Source organism: Crystallibacter permensis, from assembly GCF_025960875.1.
Taxonomy (GTDB): Bacteria; Actinomycetota; Actinomycetes; order Actinomycetales; family Micrococcaceae; genus Crystallibacter; species Crystallibacter permensis.
Genome location: NZ_JAODLR010000016.1, coordinates 16,629 through 31,140, shown reverse-complemented (window position 1 = coordinate 31,140; position 14,512 = coordinate 16,629). Strand labels below are relative to the sequence as shown.

Below are 14,512 nucleotides of genomic sequence, written 5' to 3'. Positions count from 1 at the left end.
CGATAGGAAGTGAAGAATCTTCTTACAGTTGCGGTACGCACTCCCCGGTCCCTAGGAGAGCCAGTCCCGCACGGTCGCCGTCAGCGAGCTCTGTAACTCCGTTTCCTTCTCCATACATTAGCTGGCCCGGATCATCAGTATGGTCCAGGCCGAGGACATGCCCGAGTTCGTGCATGATAGTTGCTTTTACATGATCCGGTCCTTCCCACTGCCCCATGAGGGGCGCTAGGGCCGGCGCATCTAGGTTTACCTGTCCCGCAACATAAATGTAAGGATGACCCGGGGCATGGGCATAGGCACTGCCGCCCAAGCCGACGATGTTACCGGCGAGACCAGGACTCTCCTCCGGAGTCGACCAGGCGATCAACACAGGCGCCCACCTTTTGCCATAAAGGTCGGGCTGATACTTCTCGCGCTGTTCACTGGGACCTTCCGTCGTTATTCCGTCATAAACAAACTGCAGCCCGGTTGCAGCAGAAACTTCCGCTACCGCTTCCTGAACCAGCCGATCAGCGCCTGCGGGCATATTGTCTGGCCGGACCACGTAATGGACCGGGCGGCAAGGGTCGTAGGCTACGAAAGGCTGAAACGAATCTGGTGAAGGCTGCAACCGGTACTCCAGCGAAGGCGATACGGCAGGAGGTACGCCCAGCGGCGCAGCCGCAGCCTCAAACCCTCTTGGCGGGACATTGGAACCGGGCAAATAAGGCAGGACCGGCGGCAACACCCATCGCTCAAACAACGCAGGGCTGAAGTAGAGGCCTACGACCAAAGCAATGCCTAAGCCAGTCCTGAGACCGCCCCGCAGATAGCGGCGAAACTTGGACCCGCTCTTTCCCGTGGTACGACGGTTTGTAGTGGCCCTGTCCTCAGCGGTAACAGGGCCACTGTTCTTCCCGGCTGATTCTTCGATTGCCCACTGCTGGATACTGCCGCTGGAAGACTGACGGATGCGCTCGTACTTTTCTTGCTCTGCTCCGTCCATGCGGGCTGAGGGCCAGCCTCGCTTTCCGAAATTTATACCAGACATTTCCCCCACCAGCTGTTCAGCATCACCTACACCGATTAGACACCAGAATAGGGCCAAGGGAAATCTCTTCAGACTCACTCATCCTTGGAATGCGCCCGTCACCCCTGGCGCTTTCTATCCGTCACAGCGCTGAGGTGAAACTAGGCGTGTCGTTCACGCGGCTGGCGCTTCCGAGGTGAGGGTCTGGCCGACGTCAGCCTTGTAAGCATCTGCCCGCGTCAGAGGCTCGAAGACCTACGCGCGACCGGCCTTGTTTCGGTGCAGGACTAAGCTAAGGGGGGACAATTATGCGGCCAGTGGAGACAGCATGCGCTGCCATTGCCATTGAGCCATTGAGCCGTTGCGCGGAAGCGCACACAGTGCTGATGCAATGTCATCTTGCAGAAGGGAACAACGCGAAGGCGCAAGCTGTTCCTTTCCTTTCCGGCTTCATCCTGCCGGGGATCGCCCAGCATCGGAGGCGGACCTGTCGGTCTAAACTTCCCCGTGGCACGCGACTCGCTTCGGCTCCTGGAAGCTCAGCCTTCGGCCCGGGAGCAATGTCTCCATTATGATGACGCTCCATCCGTAGGCGCTTTAAGGATCCAGTGAGAGGTCAGGCCACCCGGGTACATGCCACCGGCAGCGGTTTGGGAGGATTCGGAGTGGCAGTGCATGGGGTACGCCCAGTCGGTTTTCCTGTTGTCCCAAACCTCGTCGACCGCGTCCGGCGGCCGCTTGATTGGGATGATGGCCTCTTTGATCTCCATCCCCCTGACCTTGATGACGTCCTCCCACTGCTGGATGCAGACGTAGCCGTTCTCATCCACGTAGCCCTCGGTGCGGCCCCAGTCCTCGTTATTGCAGCGCACGGTCCACAGATGGTTGCCGTGGAAGTGCATCTGGTGGTAGACAATCCCGCAGTTGACGATGCGTACCAGCTGCCCGCCGCGCAGTGAGCCGATGGCCGAGCCCTCGGCGAACTCCCGGGCGTCGAACTGCCGCGGGTACCCCGAGATGGTGGTCTCCTCATCGGAGGCCAGGTTCAACGCCGTATCCCGGGTCATGCCCATGGACTCGTAGCCGCTGCGGCCGTTGAGCGTGAAGTAGCGCGGTACGGCCTTTTGCCGGGCCGGGTCCACGGTGCCGCCCTTGGCCTCGATATTGGCCCACACAGGATCGACGGCGTGGCAGAGCCAGACCCACTGGCGTTCGAACTCGGCGCCGTCCGGCGAGATGCACCAGGCGTCCGACGGGTCCATGACAACCAGCGCGCCGTATAGGCCCAAGGTCCGTTCCACCGGCTGGTTGCCCGGATCGCTGTAAATGTAGACCCCGGGTTCCGGCGCTTTCAGTTCCAGCGTTCCTACCGCGCCTGGTGCGATTTTGCCCGTGCTGACGTCTTCGCCGTCGTCGCCGGCCTTGTGGATGGCCAGCTCGTGATCCTTGGCCAGCCGGTTGTGCACGCGCAGCTTGATCTTGCTGCCTGTTTCGGCCACGATCACCCGCTCCGGCAGGAAGCTGCCCCAGTAGGCCCTGCGGACGAAGTACTGGCCGGGATTATCGGGATCCGGCTGCAGCGGCGTCGGCGTCCCACGGGGAGGTTCCGGCGCCCCTACCGGGTAGATCCGGCTGTCCACCCAGGTATCGTCCTTCAGGAAGACCTTGGGCTTGATGGTAAGGCTGGGATTCGCGTCGTTCTTCTCCGTGGGGCGGTCGCCGAACCCGCGGAAGTAGACCAGCGAGTCATCCACCATCTTGAGGTAGCCCTCGTTGATGTAGACATCCAGCACTTCCCGGTCCGATTCCAGCAGCTTTGCGTCAGCAGCTGCCGCTTCATCAGTCGCCTCGTCAGTGGGCTCCAGGTCCTCAGCCTCATCGGTCGCCTTGTCGGTCGGCTCCAGGCCCTCAGCCTCTTCGGTCGCCACGCCGGTCGCAACACCCGTCGCTAGATCGGTGGGCTCGGGCGCCTCAGCCTCTTCGGTCGGCGTCGCGGTCCGCGCATGGGCCGGCTGCGCGCCGGCCAGTGCCAGCGCGCCAAGCCCCGCGGCAGCCCCGTATTTCACAAAGCTCCAGCGGCTCACCGGCGCGTCCTCGCCCAGGAGGGCCCCGCCGTCGTCGTTATGCTGAACGTTGTTTTCGAACTCATTCATGGCCGTGCTCCAACCAACCGGGCTCGCATAGCGTTACGGGTGCTAGGCAGGCCCTTACTGGTCCTCCAAATATCGTGCGCGTCAGGCCGTTTGGAACCCCGGTTCCTTCGGTTTCAGACCCGACAGTGCGTTCCCCAACTACTGTCATCATTTCCGTACCCCAATTACGTATGGATGGTGATTGTGACAGCTTGCAGCGGCGACCTTGTAGAAAAGTTTGGAAGCGGAGCAAAAATGAACCTGCTTTCGGGCCATTGTTGCTTGAGGCCGTTGCTCCTTCAGAGCATTATCATCGCGCCGTCTCAGAGGGATACTGTGCCAACCGAATAGGGCAGGAGAGTATCTCCGTCGGTGTTCCTGCCGGAGGCCGTGAGCAGAGTGTGCAGGTCGGCCTGACAATGACCAGGACTGCCCTGACTGGGGCGGCTAGCCGAGCAACATGGACTCCCCGTGGTCCGTGTTCTCTTGGTTTCCCGTCACGCGGATCAGCTGGTCAAGGTGGGGTGAGGCTCTACGGCTGGCTGTAACGGCAGGGCTCATTGCAAGGGCACGAAACTTTGTCCAGCAATGCTTCGTACGGCCGGCTACGAATTCTCATTGAGGATGTGCAGGCGCTCCTGGTATTCCTCGGTACTTAGTTCCCCCCGCGCATACCGCTCCTCCAGAATGCCCCGGGCACGTGTAGCTTCTCCGCTCCTGCGGCTGCCTCGGTTGGGGCCGGCGGACAGGGCACGTACTAGGAAAACGATGAGCAGGACCAGGCCCGCGAGCAACAGAAGGCCCAAGATCCACATCCACGCCATACCGAATCCCATAAAGTCCATCATTGCGGGTCTCTTCTTTCAGGGTTGTTTTGGGCCGGATCCGTCTTGTGGCGGCCGGCAGCGTTGTCCGTACTGTTTTTGTTTCTCCGGCTTTCCTCGGGTTCCATCGTGTTCCCGTCTTCGGCGGGCTCATGGCCGGGAAGATATACGTTCTGTGGCGGCCCTGCTTTCCGCTGCTCCCGCCCGAGGGCGATAAAGACAGCGATGGAGAAGATGAAGACCAGGATGCTGGTCCATATGTTGAGCCGGAGGCCCAGCACGAGTTCGGCCTCGTCGATCCGCATCGCCTCTATCCAGGCGCGTCCGAGCGTGTAGTAGGCGGCGTAAAGCCAGAAAAGACGGCCGCCGCGGAATCCGAAACGCCGGTCCAGCAACAGGAGAACGCCGACCCCGAGCAGGTTCCACAAGGACTCATAAAGGAACGTGGGGTGAAAGAGGGTACCTGCCGGCAGGCCGGCAGGATAATCCGGGTTGCCGGGGTCGATTTGAAGTCCCCAGGGCAGTGTGGTCGGGCCTCCGTACAGCTCCTGGTTGAACCAGTTTCCCCAGCGGCCGATGGCCTGGGCGAGCAGGAGCCCGGGTGCGGCCGCGTCCATGAAGGCGGTGAGCCGCACTCCGGAGCGGCGGCAGCCGATCCATGCCCCGAGCAGTCCCAGGGCGACGGCGCCCCAGATCCCCAGGCCGCCGCGCCAGATCTGGGGGATCAGGGACAGGTCGCCGTTGGGGCCGAGATAGGCGTCCGGTGACGAAACGACATGGTAGAGGCGGCCACCGATGATGCCGAAAGGGATGGCCCACACGGCGATGTCCCATACGGCGTCTTGCGGTCCTCCGCGTTGTTTCCAGCGGGCGGAGGTCAGCCACAGGCCGGCGGCAATTCCGGTCAGGATGCACAGTGCGTAGGCATGTATGGTCAAGGGGCCGATGGTGAAGCCGGTCCAGTCAGGACTCGGGATGCCCGCGGGTAAGGCAGGGCCAATGGCTGGTTTCATAGTCTAGCTTCCTCTGGTAGATGCATTTCTCGCAGCCTTGCCTGTTGGCGTTCGTTCTGTCCTTGCCTGCCTGTTCCCCGGCCCCGGGACTGTGGAAGCAGTGATTTCCTTAGCCGAAGGCAAAACGCCCGGCCACATGTACTAATCTACATAGTAGCTAGTTAAAGGTGTTTCGCGGACAACAGCAGCAGCGGCAGGCCGAACAGGGCGGGCGCACTGCGGATGGAGAAGCAGAAATGGATACGCTCGATTTAGCCGTCATTGCCGCCGGTATCGCTTTGATAGGTTTCCTCGCCTGGTACTTTTTCCGGCCCCGGAAAGCGACGCGCGCCGAGGTTTCCGGCGGCGTCCAGACGGTCGACATTGCGGTGCGCGGCGGATATACACCGGATCTGGTGCATGTTACGGCAGGTACCCCGGTCAGGCTGCGGTTCAACCGGCAGGACAACAGTGACTGCACCAGCCGGGTCGTTTTTCCCGATCTGCGCAAAAGCGCATCGCTGGCGGCGTTCGGCACCACGACGGTTGACCTGGTCATTGACGAGCCCGGAGAGTATCCCTGGGCGTGCGGGATGAACATGCTGCACGGCCGCCTGGTCGCCGAACCTGCCGGAAGCACACCGGCCGATACCGGTCGGGAGGAAGAAGCCGAAACCGCCCGCGCCGTCGGCGTCGGACCCCGGCTGGAGGCGAACCGGCCCCGTGAACGCGCCGAGTTCATGCTCCCCGGCGCGCTGCGTAGCATGCTGATCGACACCGTGAAAGCCGAATCCCGGCTGCAGCGTATCGACGGGGTCGAATCAGCGGAGATCAATTTCGGCGCCGAACGTGCCGTGCTGGTGTACGACCCGGAGCGCGCGGGTACCGGCGAGCTCGAAAAAGCCGTCGCCGACGTTACCGGCTTCCCCGCCCGCCTGCGCCCGGACCCGGGGAGCGAACCGACCGAGGAAGCCGAAGCGGAGGCCCAGCACCAGGAGGTGCGGGACCTTAAATGGCGCGTGGCGCTCGGAACCGTGTTGACGGTTCCGGTGCTCTACGCGGCCATGGTTTCACACTTCATCGGAAGCCGGTATGTCCCGGATTTCCTGGAAAACCCGTACACGCAGCTGGTGCTGACCCTGCCGGTGATGTTCATCGTCGGCTGGCCGATCCACCGCATCGGCTGGCGCGCCCTGGCCAACCGCTCGGCGGAAATGAACAGTCTTATCGCCCTGGGGACCGCGGCCGCTTTCGGATACAGCCTGGCAGTGACCTTCTTCCCCGGGGTGTTTCCCGAAGAGGTCCGTGAGGTCTACTACGAGGTCGTCAGTTTCATCGTGACGGTCATCCTGCTGGGCCGCCTGGTTGAAGCCCGCGCACGTTCCGGCACGGGCGAGGCCATCCGCGCGCTCCTGGCCCTGACCCCGGCCACCGCCAGGGTGCTCAGGGACGGCCAGGAAGTCGAAGTCGACGCCAACGAAGTGCAGGCCGGCGACAAAATCCGTGTACGCCCGGGGGAGAAGATTCCCGTCGACGGGGAAATCATCGAGGGACGGTCAACCATAGATGAATCAATGATCACCGGCGAAAGCGTCCCGGTCAGCAAAGGCGCCGGCGACCCGGTCACCGGGGCCACAGTGAACACGACCGGGGCATTCACCATGCGCGCTACCCGTGTCGGTGCCGAGACCGCCCTGGCGCAGATCATCAAGCTCGTCCAGGAAGCCCAGAGTTCGAAGGCACCCATCCAGCGCCTCGTCGATACCGTTGCCGGGTACTTTGTGCCCGCGGTCGTCTTCATAGCCGTCATCGCCTTCGTCGTCTGGTTTGTCGTCGGCCCGGCCCTGACCCTGGCCGTGGTCGCGGCGGTGAGCGTCCTGATCATCGCCTGCCCGTGTGCGCTGGGCCTGGCCACGCCTCTGTCGATCATGGTTGCCACCGGTAAGGGGGCCTCCATGGGCGTGCTGGTCAAGAGCGCCGAAGCGCTTGAATCCGCTCACAAAGCCGACACCGTGGTGCTGGATAAGACGGGCACGATCACCAGGGGCGAGCCGTCCCTGACCGATCTGGTTCCGGCTGCGGGCCAGGACCCGGACGAACTGCTGCGTCTCGTCGCTTCGGCAGAAGCCGACAGCGAACACCCGCTGGCCGCGGCCATCGTCCGGAACGCGCAGGAAAAAGGGCTGCGGCTCTCACCCGTGAGCGCCTTCGACTCCGTCACCGGCAAGGGAGTGAGGGCCAGCGTCGACGGCCGGGAGGTGCTGATCGGCAACATCCGCCTGCTCTCCGACGCGGCCATCGAAACCGGGCAGTTCGGCGAGCAGGCCGCCCGGCTCTCGGAGGAGGGCAAAACCCCCATGTATGTTGCCGTGGACGGGCAGGCGGCCGGCCTGGTGGCGGTCGCCGATACGCTCAAACCCAGCTCCCGCGCCGCGGTGGCCGCCCTCCAGCGGCTCGGCGTCGAGGTCGTCATGATCACCGGGGACAACGCCGCCACCGCCCGTGCCGTCGCCGGCCAGGTAGGCATTGACCGGGTCCTGGCAGACGTCCTGCCCGAACACAAGGCAGCGGAAATCCGCACCCTGCAGGACCAGGGCAAACTGGTGGCCATGGTCGGCGACGGCATCAACGATGCACCCGCACTGGCCCAGGCCGACGTCGGCATCGCCATCGGCACCGGCACCGACGTTGCCATCGAAGCCGCAGACATCACCCTGATGTCGGGGGACCTGCAGGCCTTGGTCACGGCGGTCGCCCTGTCCAAGGCCACCATGCGCAACATCCGGCAGAACCTCTTCCTCGCCTTCGGCTACAACACCGCCGCCATCCCGATCGCCGCGGGACTGCTCTACCCGGCCACCGGAGCCCTGCTCTCGCCCATGATCGCTGCCGCCGCCATGGCCGTTTCAAGCATCAGCGTTGTTGTCAACGCCAGCCGGCTGCACCGCTTCGCCCCGGAACCGGCCGAAGAACCCGGCGACGCCGGAACGGTACCGGTGCCGGCCCAGGTGAAGGCTTCCGGAGCCGGCCGCTGACCTTCCCCGGGGCGCGGCTGCAGCAGGAGGAACCGCCGGCGGGAACCATTGCAGCCCGTCATCCGTTCAACTACTATGGAACTTAGTAGATTGGAAAGGTGATCATGATTTCTGCAACTTTCGCGGGACTTGCCGCAACAGCCGCTGTGCTGGCCGCTGGAACCGCCGCGTCCGTACCGGCGGCCGATGCCACTCCGCCTTCATCCCCGGACGTATCCGAAATTAACGGGGCCGGCATGGCGCGCATGCATGAACTGATGATGGACGAGAATCCGGGCATGGCGCGCATGCATGAACTGATGATGGACGGGAATCCGGGCATGGCGCGCATGCATGAACTGATGATGGACGGGAATCCGGGCATGGCCCGGATGCATGAACAGATGATGGGCGAATCCGGCCCGGCCGGGACCCCTGTCGACCGCACCGAAGGGAAATGATGATGGCTGAAGCATTTTATGCCCTGGCACTGCTTGCTTGCCCCGTGGGGATGGGGCTGATGATGTGGTTCATGATGAGGGGTGCAAAGAATACCGCCCCGGACACGGCGGCTTCCCCGGACGAGATCCGCAGGCTGCGGGCGGAAGTTGAAAGCCTTCGCGGTTCCCGGCAGGAACCCGGCGTCACCGGGCATGATTCGGCCGGGGTTCGGTAGTGGATACGGTATTTGCCGCAGCGCTTTTCCTGGCATCGGTGTCCGCGATGTATTTCCTGTGCCTGCGGCCCATGCGACGGGGCAACTGTTCACTTGCGGCCCTCACAGGGGCGGCATCCAAACCTCAAGGGCCGGCAGGCAGCGCCTCGGAGGCAGAGCTGCTTCGGGCGGAAATCGCAGAGCTGCGCAGGACTTCCAACGAACAGGGGAGCGCCTGAAAGTCATCGGGATCCTAACTACGGGCCGCTTCCCCCGGGCATGCCTGCGCCGCCGGCAGGCAACCAAGGGCCGCCATGTCTTTATGGCTTGCAAGGGCGGCGGTCGGGCATGAATAATCGTGCGCAATGCCGGCAGCGGGTACGGCAGCCAGGAGGACCGGTCCGGCAAGCAGGACGGCCGCGGCCAACGCAATGGCCGCCCTGCGCCCGGGACCCAGGGGATTTAACGGTGCCGCCAGACGGCGTACGCGCATGAGTGCGCTCTGGCCTCCGGCCCCCAGCGCGGAGGCGGGCGCCGCGCCGCCCTCAGCCAGACGGACCAGGGCAGAAGCAACCGTAAGCCGCGGATAGTGGCGCACAGCGGTGTCATCGGCCTGCAGCTCAATTAGCCGGGCAAGTTCAAGGCGGGCGGCGCGAAACGCGGGAACGCGGGGAAACGCCTGCTCCAGGGCCTCCGCGCCGGCCATGACCAGATCGTGCCGGCCGCGCAGATGTGCTCTCTCGTGGGCCAGTACTGCGCTGAGCTGCTCCTCGTCCAAGGCGTCCAGTGCTGCCGTGGTCAGGACAATCTGCCGTCCGCGGCCGGGCAGGCAGTACGCGGCTGCGACCGGGTGGTCCACAACGAGTACCCCATACCGGTCATTCCGGCGGGCGACCAGCGCCAGCGCCCGAAGCTGCTCCAGCCTGCTGCTCCTGGCTGAGACCATGCATCTGGCGAGGCAGAAGCCGTAGCGTGCCAGAACACTGACGGCCAGAATCGCGCCCGTGATTCCTGCCGCGGCTCCGCCAGGAGTCGAATACTGTGCCTTAAGGAGCATCAGGCAGGACTGCAGGAACTCGGCAAGATTGGCTGTTGCAGGCAGTGCCGGTACGGCCAGCGCTGCTCCAGCGAGCAGTGCCGAGAGCAATACCGAGCCGCTCAGGGCCTGCCAGGTGAAAATGCCCATCTGCGGCGACCTGGTGAGCCAGTCTCCTCGCCGAAGCAGCCGCGGCCCCAAGACGGCAGCAGCTATGGCAAAAACGACCAGGACAACCGGGACAGTCATGACGTTGCGGCTTCGCCGTTCCCGGCCTGATCCAGTGCCCGACGCAGCTCGGCAACTTCATCGGCGGGCATCTGTTCAAGGAAATGCAGCAGTGTCGCGGTACGGTCGCTGCCGGAGGCCAGCACGTTCTGCATATACTCGGCAGCGTGCTGCTCGCGTGTCCGGGCAGCCAGGTACCGGTAAGCCCGGCCCTCTTTCTGGCGCACCAGCAAACCCTTGGTATGAAGGTTGTCCATCACTGTCATGACCGTTGTATACGCGATAGTGCGCTCCTGCTGCAAAGCATCGAGCACCTCGCGGACCGAAACGGCAGCATCTGCAGACCACACACGCTCCATCACCGCAGCTTCCAGCTGTCCCAGCTGACGCACCACAACCACCTTCTACCCCCGGGCTTGGCTTTTATTCCTACCTTACATAGTAGCTGGCATGACAGCCGGTCACGAAAACCCGTACGTGAATTTACCGCGCTGATCTTGAGGTTCAGCTAGCAGGGAATCGACTTTCCACTTGTTTCATCGGCTCCTGCCCGCAGTAATCATGACGCCTGCACGGCCTGCATACCCTCCGCACGAGGCTTCTACAGGCAGCGCAGATACCGGTGGGATTACATCTACAAATTCACCACCTGTAACGTGCTCATGGCGGTGTTCCTCGGGGGAAGGATTGCGTCAGGACGGCCATGGCCGGCGGGACGGGAACACTACTCCTTATCCGGCGTAGATGTAGGTGCGGGTGACCTGGTGGTGGGGTGCGGCGAGCGTTTCGGAGAGGATTCTGCCGTCATCGGAAAGAGTCAGTTCGAAGTAGGCGTTTTCAGCTGGGTAGGCCAGTGCGAGGCGCCGGTGGCCGTCCTCGTTTGGAAGCCGGTTGGTCCACGGTGCAGTCCCTGACCCGTAAAGTGCCCGCTCAAGGAACCCCGGGCCTTCAACCTGCAGGGACGTGGGGGTCCCCAGGCCCTGGGTCGTGTCGCTGGTCACGACTTCGTGCACCGTGAATTCCGGGATTTGCGCCATCGTTGAAACGACTTCCGTGAGAAGCTCCGGGGCAGGCGATGCGGGCCAGGCGACAGTGAGGCCGGCGCGGCCGCCGGTCCAGCCTTCGGCCGTGACGGTCAGCGTCAACCGGCTGGATCCGTTTTCCCAGGTGGCGGCGCTGACGTAGCAGCCGGTGCCGCACCCGCGCAGGTCCAGCTCCTGCGTCCCGCCGGAAGGGCCCGCCAGTGCCCCGCTCAAGCTGTACTGCTGATCGGTGCCGCCGCTGCCGTCCGGGGTTTGCGGTGCCGCCAGCTGCACCACGAGCTGGCCTTCGCTGGCCATGGCCGTGATGCCCACATTGCCGGCCAATGCCCCCGTGATGACTGCCGGTCCCGTGGCAGGCGGCGGAAAAGCCAGCGCTGCGTCTTTGGTCCCCGGCATCGGCAGCACCGTCAGCAGGGCCGAAAGGCCCAGGAGCACCAGCAGCGCAGCCGCTTCCATCCGGGCCGGGAGGATGATCTTTGAACCCGCTGTCCGGCGGCGGAGCCGGCGCCGGGCCAGTAGGGCCAGTGCGGCGACGGCGGCGACAAGGAGAAGTTTGATGGCCAGGGCGCGCCCGTATTCGGTGGTGGCGATTTCATCGGGCGGCACCAGGAGCAACGCCGAACCGGTTCCGGTCACGGCGACGGCGGCAAAGAGCCACACTGCCAGGCCCGCATAGGTGCCAAAGACTGTACGAACCCCCTGCGGCGCGTGCCGCCGCGCTGCCGCGGCACGCAGGGCATAAACCAGCGTACCTGCCCACGCCGCCGCGGCGGCCAGATGAACCAGAGACAGCGGAATGCCGAGAACAGGATTCACCAGCTGCGGATGCGCCCGCAGGGCCTCGCCCGCGACCACCATGAACAGGCCAGGCCACAGCCAGCGGCGACGGGACACGAGTTCGGCTGCCACAGCCAAAGCGAACCCGCCTGCGGTAATCAACGCCAGAACCCCGGGACGTGAAGAAAACAAGGCTTCCGGATCCGGGCTGAGGACACCTTGAGCAAGGGAGCCGTTGCCTGCCAGCACCAAGGCCAGGCCTGCCGCCGCGGCCAGACCCGACAGCAGCACCGGCAACATCCAGGTGCGCGGCGCGGCGCCTGGTTCGCGCCGCAACAGGCGGGCCTGAACCAGCTCGCCAAGACTCAGGGCCAGGCCGGCAAAAACGATCCACCGCAAACCAGCCGTGATCCAGAATCCCCGCGTCTGCGTTGACTGCACGGGATCGAGGGAAGCTGTGGCCGGACCCACAGCGAAGCGATAGCTGCCGCCCATCACGTCCCCGTCACGGGCTGTGATCTGCCATTCCACCACATAAACACCCGGTGCCATCACACCGTCGACCGTCACTTCCACCGCCCGGCCTTCATGGCTAAGCGTTGCCGGACCCATGGCGATACCTGCATCGCCGCCCGACACCTCAACCACCGTGCCGCCGGCAGATACCGGCTCATCGAACAGAAGAGTCAGGGCCTGCGGGGCATCGGCAACGGCAGCACCGGCTGCCGGAGCGGTAAAGAGAAGATTGGCATGGGCGGAAGCCGGACCGGCCCCGCCCAGCAACGCAATGCCAGCCAGCGCTGCAAGGACCAGCAGCCGCCTGCCGCTGCGGGCAGCGTAGCCCAGCCGCGAACGCCAAGTGGAATCTCCGGGGATACTGCCTCCCGTGCCGGCGTCCAATGCGGTGCCTGCTGGCTGCGGCAGGAGCCCCACCTGCTGGTGATCCGTCAAAAGTTCTCTCCGTAATCGTTGTCGCAGGCACCTGGAGGCCAGCTTCAGCATCAGGCACTCCAATGTCGGCTGCTGTACCTGCGGTCCTAAGAGTCCACCGAAGCCGGAGTCGGAGATACCAACTCGAACCGAGTGTCAATACTAACAAACATAGTAGTGTCTGGACTTGGCGGGACCTTAGAGAGGACGCGTCGGAATGGAGATATACCTGCTGCTGGTCATTTCGGTCCCAGTGGGCCTGGCTGGACGTTCCCGGAATCATCAAGGCCAGGGGTGCTACGGCTGCGTCCGCCGCCATCCCACTGCGGCTCAAAAGGTGTGGCGCGCTGTTGTCGGCCGCTAGCAGCGGCACGGTAAGCATGTGGAGCTCAACAAGGATAAGGTCTATAGGCCGACGGAACATAGCGTGACGCTCCATCCTGCAAGCCGCTGGGCTCCCGCGAATTGACTGCCATGCGGCAACAAGCCCGTGATTTCCAAGTCTGGCGTTGCCACTTGAGATAAGGCCCGCGCCGCGGCCAATCACCTCCGGCGGCACACAAGCAGCGGCTTCCGGAGCAGAAGAGCCCGGGAGCGCTAACCTACGGGGCTGCATCTCCGAAATGACTCATCAAGGCTCATGGCAGAGGGGGCGAGGGCGCCGGCCGCGGGGCCCGGGGTGGCAGGGGGAGCTGACGCGAGTTTGCGGCAGTGCCCTGCCCGGGTGATACTTTGCCGCCCTAAACCAGACTCGTCCAAGACCGGCCCGCGTCGCTGCTGGCGTAAACACTGGCGTCAGTGCCGTTGCGGACGGCGGCGAAGAGCGTCTTCCCGTCGGGGGAGAAGGCGGTGGCGGTAGTACCCTCAGGTGCAGTCAAAGGGGCCCAGGTTTCTCCGCCATCATTGCTGATGGCGCTTTCGGCCATACCTGAAACCACCAACCGCGCAGTGTTGGTCGGGTCCCACGTGACGGCCATCGGCCCACCGGGTCCGCCCAGGCCTGCCCATGTTCGGCCACCATCGCTACTGGTAACGAGGCCGTTGGCCATATCCGTCGCGATCAGCCGCTCGGGCTCGGCTGGATCCACCAAAATGACTCCCATAAAAGACTGACCGATCTCAGCGTTACGGGTAGTCCAGCTCTTCCCGCCGTCATCGCTGACCTGCAGGCCACCCTCTACTGTGCTGGCGTAGAAGATTTCGCCTGAGCCGCCAAGGGCGTGCACATCATCGAGTGCCCCTTCACCTGTAACTTTCGTAAAGGACTTACCGTCGGTGGACCGGTAAAGGCCGGGGTGGCCACCGATGAGTGTAAGTTCCTCTGTTGCTGCCGCCCCCATCGGGTCGGTCCCTTTAAGCGATGGCAGTTGTGTCCAGGTGACACCGCCATCGGTGGAAACAGCCCCGCCGTCGTGGCCGCCCACGTAAAGCCGGCCCTCGAGAGAGGTCAGTATGTGCAGATCTCCGCCAACGTAGGGACTGGTTGCAGCCCCTGATGCTTCTGTAGCAGCATCTTTCCCGCCCGTGGCCGCAAACACTCCGATCCCACCGCCGACGGCGATAACAGCTGTGGCTACTGCTGCCGCTACCCACCGGGGCCGGCCAGCACTGGCTTTCTTTTGCTTCTCGGCTGGTACTGCGGGCGTACGGGATGTGTCGTTCACGATATGGATCCTTAGTCATTGATACGGCTGTGGGTGGAAGCAGCAGGCGCTGCTGTGGAAGTTAGCCGAGCGGGGGCGAGTGATGTGGTTGCAAATAGTGGCACCCTTTGGGTTCCTGAGGCGACCGGTCGGCGGGGCTAATTAGGGCGACGATGCCGTCCGGAGGCAGACCATGGGGATCGGCTCCGGCGCTAGTCGATTGATTGGT

11 protein-coding genes are annotated in these 14,512 nt (G+C 63.9%); 3 read left to right on the top strand and 8 right to left on the bottom strand.

All coding sequences use genetic code 11. The features are described from left to right. Positions 1 to 22: 22 nt before the first annotated feature. The 4 genes from B0G38_RS16565 to lgt all read right to left on the bottom strand — a co-directional run bounded on the left by B0G38_RS16565 (position 23) and on the right by lgt (position 4,978). Complete coding sequence (locus tag B0G38_RS16565) at positions 23 to 1,108, bottom strand: matrixin family metalloprotease (protein ID WP_264670431.1); 1,086 nt, start codon at positions 1,106 to 1,108, stop codon at positions 23 to 25. Positions 1,109 to 1,578: 470 nt separating this feature from the next. Continuing rightward, positions 1,579 to 3,162 (bottom strand): cupredoxin domain-containing protein, encoded by a 1,584-nt coding sequence (locus B0G38_RS16560; RefSeq protein WP_264670430.1) that lies wholly within the window; start codon positions 3,160 to 3,162, stop codon positions 1,579 to 1,581. A 584-nt stretch (positions 3,163 to 3,746) separates the two neighbouring features. Continuing rightward, a complete protein-coding gene (locus B0G38_RS16555) occupies positions 3,747 to 3,989 on the bottom strand; it encodes an SHOCT domain-containing protein (protein ID WP_264670429.1) in 243 nt (80 codons plus the stop codon). Continuing rightward, positions 3,986 to 4,978 (bottom strand): prolipoprotein diacylglyceryl transferase, encoded by a 993-nt coding sequence (gene lgt / locus B0G38_RS16550; RefSeq protein WP_264670428.1) that lies wholly within the window; start codon positions 4,976 to 4,978, stop codon positions 3,986 to 3,988. The genes B0G38_RS16555 and lgt overlap by 4 nt, the downstream gene beginning before the upstream one ends. Positions 4,979 to 5,214: 236 nt before the next feature. On the opposite strand from lgt, the gene B0G38_RS16545 reads away from it, so the two are divergent. The 3 genes from B0G38_RS16545 to B0G38_RS16535 all read left to right on the top strand — a co-directional run bounded on the left by B0G38_RS16545 (position 5,215) and on the right by B0G38_RS16535 (position 8,647). Next, the gene (locus tag B0G38_RS16545) at positions 5,215 to 7,992 is read left to right on the top strand and encodes a heavy metal translocating P-type ATPase (RefSeq protein ID WP_264670427.1); all 2,778 of its coding nucleotides are present in this window, start codon (positions 5,215 to 5,217) and stop codon (positions 7,990 to 7,992) included. A gap of 104 nt (positions 7,993 to 8,096) precedes the next feature. Continuing rightward, positions 8,097 to 8,432: a hypothetical protein gene (locus B0G38_RS16540; protein ID WP_264670426.1), complete on the top strand. Its 336-nt coding sequence runs from the start codon at positions 8,097 to 8,099 to the stop codon at positions 8,430 to 8,432. A 2-nt stretch (positions 8,433 to 8,434) separates the two neighbouring features. Next, positions 8,435 to 8,647 carry a hypothetical protein gene (locus B0G38_RS16535; RefSeq protein ID WP_264670425.1) on the top strand — a complete coding sequence of 71 codons (213 nt, stop codon included), beginning with the start codon at positions 8,435 to 8,437 and terminating at the stop codon, positions 8,645 to 8,647. A gap of 232 nt (positions 8,648 to 8,879) precedes the next feature. Here the strand turns inward: B0G38_RS16535 and B0G38_RS16530 are convergent, their stop codons facing one another. The 4 genes from B0G38_RS16530 to B0G38_RS16515 form a co-directional block, all read right to left on the bottom strand. Further along, on the bottom strand, positions 8,880 to 9,911 hold the full coding sequence (locus B0G38_RS16530; RefSeq protein ID WP_264670424.1) for a M56 family metallopeptidase: 1,032 nt from the start codon (positions 9,909 to 9,911) through the stop codon (positions 8,880 to 8,882). Next, complete coding sequence (locus B0G38_RS16525) at positions 9,908 to 10,282, bottom strand: BlaI/MecI/CopY family transcriptional regulator (RefSeq protein WP_264670423.1); 375 nt, start codon at positions 10,280 to 10,282, stop codon at positions 9,908 to 9,910. The genes B0G38_RS16530 and B0G38_RS16525 overlap by 4 nt, the downstream gene beginning before the upstream one ends. 339 nt (positions 10,283 to 10,621) lie before the next feature. Next, positions 10,622 to 12,661 carry a copper resistance CopC/CopD family protein gene (locus B0G38_RS16520; protein ID WP_264670422.1) on the bottom strand — a complete coding sequence of 680 codons (2,040 nt, stop codon included), beginning with the start codon at positions 12,659 to 12,661 and terminating at the stop codon, positions 10,622 to 10,624. A gap of 719 nt (positions 12,662 to 13,380) precedes the next feature. Then, positions 13,381 to 14,304: a WD40/YVTN/BNR-like repeat-containing protein gene (locus B0G38_RS16515; RefSeq protein ID WP_264670421.1), complete on the bottom strand. Its 924-nt coding sequence runs from the start codon at positions 14,302 to 14,304 to the stop codon at positions 13,381 to 13,383. Between the last annotated feature and the right edge of the window lie 208 nt (positions 14,305 to 14,512).

What these genes read in the sequence shown, in the direction of transcription:
- B0G38_RS16535 (WP_264670425.1), top strand. Translation starts at nt 8,435, where the DNA reads ATGGCTGAAGCATTTTATGCCCTGGCACTGCTTGCTTGCCCCGTGGGG.
- lgt (WP_264670428.1), bottom strand. Translation starts at nt 4,978, where the DNA reads ATGAAACCAGCCATTGGCCCTGCCTTACCCGCGGGCATCCCGAGTCCT.
- B0G38_RS16540 (WP_264670426.1), top strand. Translation starts at nt 8,097, where the DNA reads ATGATTTCTGCAACTTTCGCGGGACTTGCCGCAACAGCCGCTGTGCTG.
- B0G38_RS16555 (WP_264670429.1), bottom strand. Translation starts at nt 3,989, where the DNA reads ATGATGGACTTTATGGGATTCGGTATGGCGTGGATGTGGATCTTGGGC.
- B0G38_RS16545 (WP_264670427.1), top strand. Translation starts at nt 5,215, where the DNA reads ATGGATACGCTCGATTTAGCCGTCATTGCCGCCGGTATCGCTTTGATA.
- B0G38_RS16560 (WP_264670430.1), bottom strand. Translation starts at nt 3,162, where the DNA reads ATGAATGAGTTCGAAAACAACGTTCAGCATAACGACGACGGCGGGGCC.
- B0G38_RS16530 (WP_264670424.1), bottom strand. Translation starts at nt 9,911, where the DNA reads ATGACTGTCCCGGTTGTCCTGGTCGTTTTTGCCATAGCTGCTGCCGTC.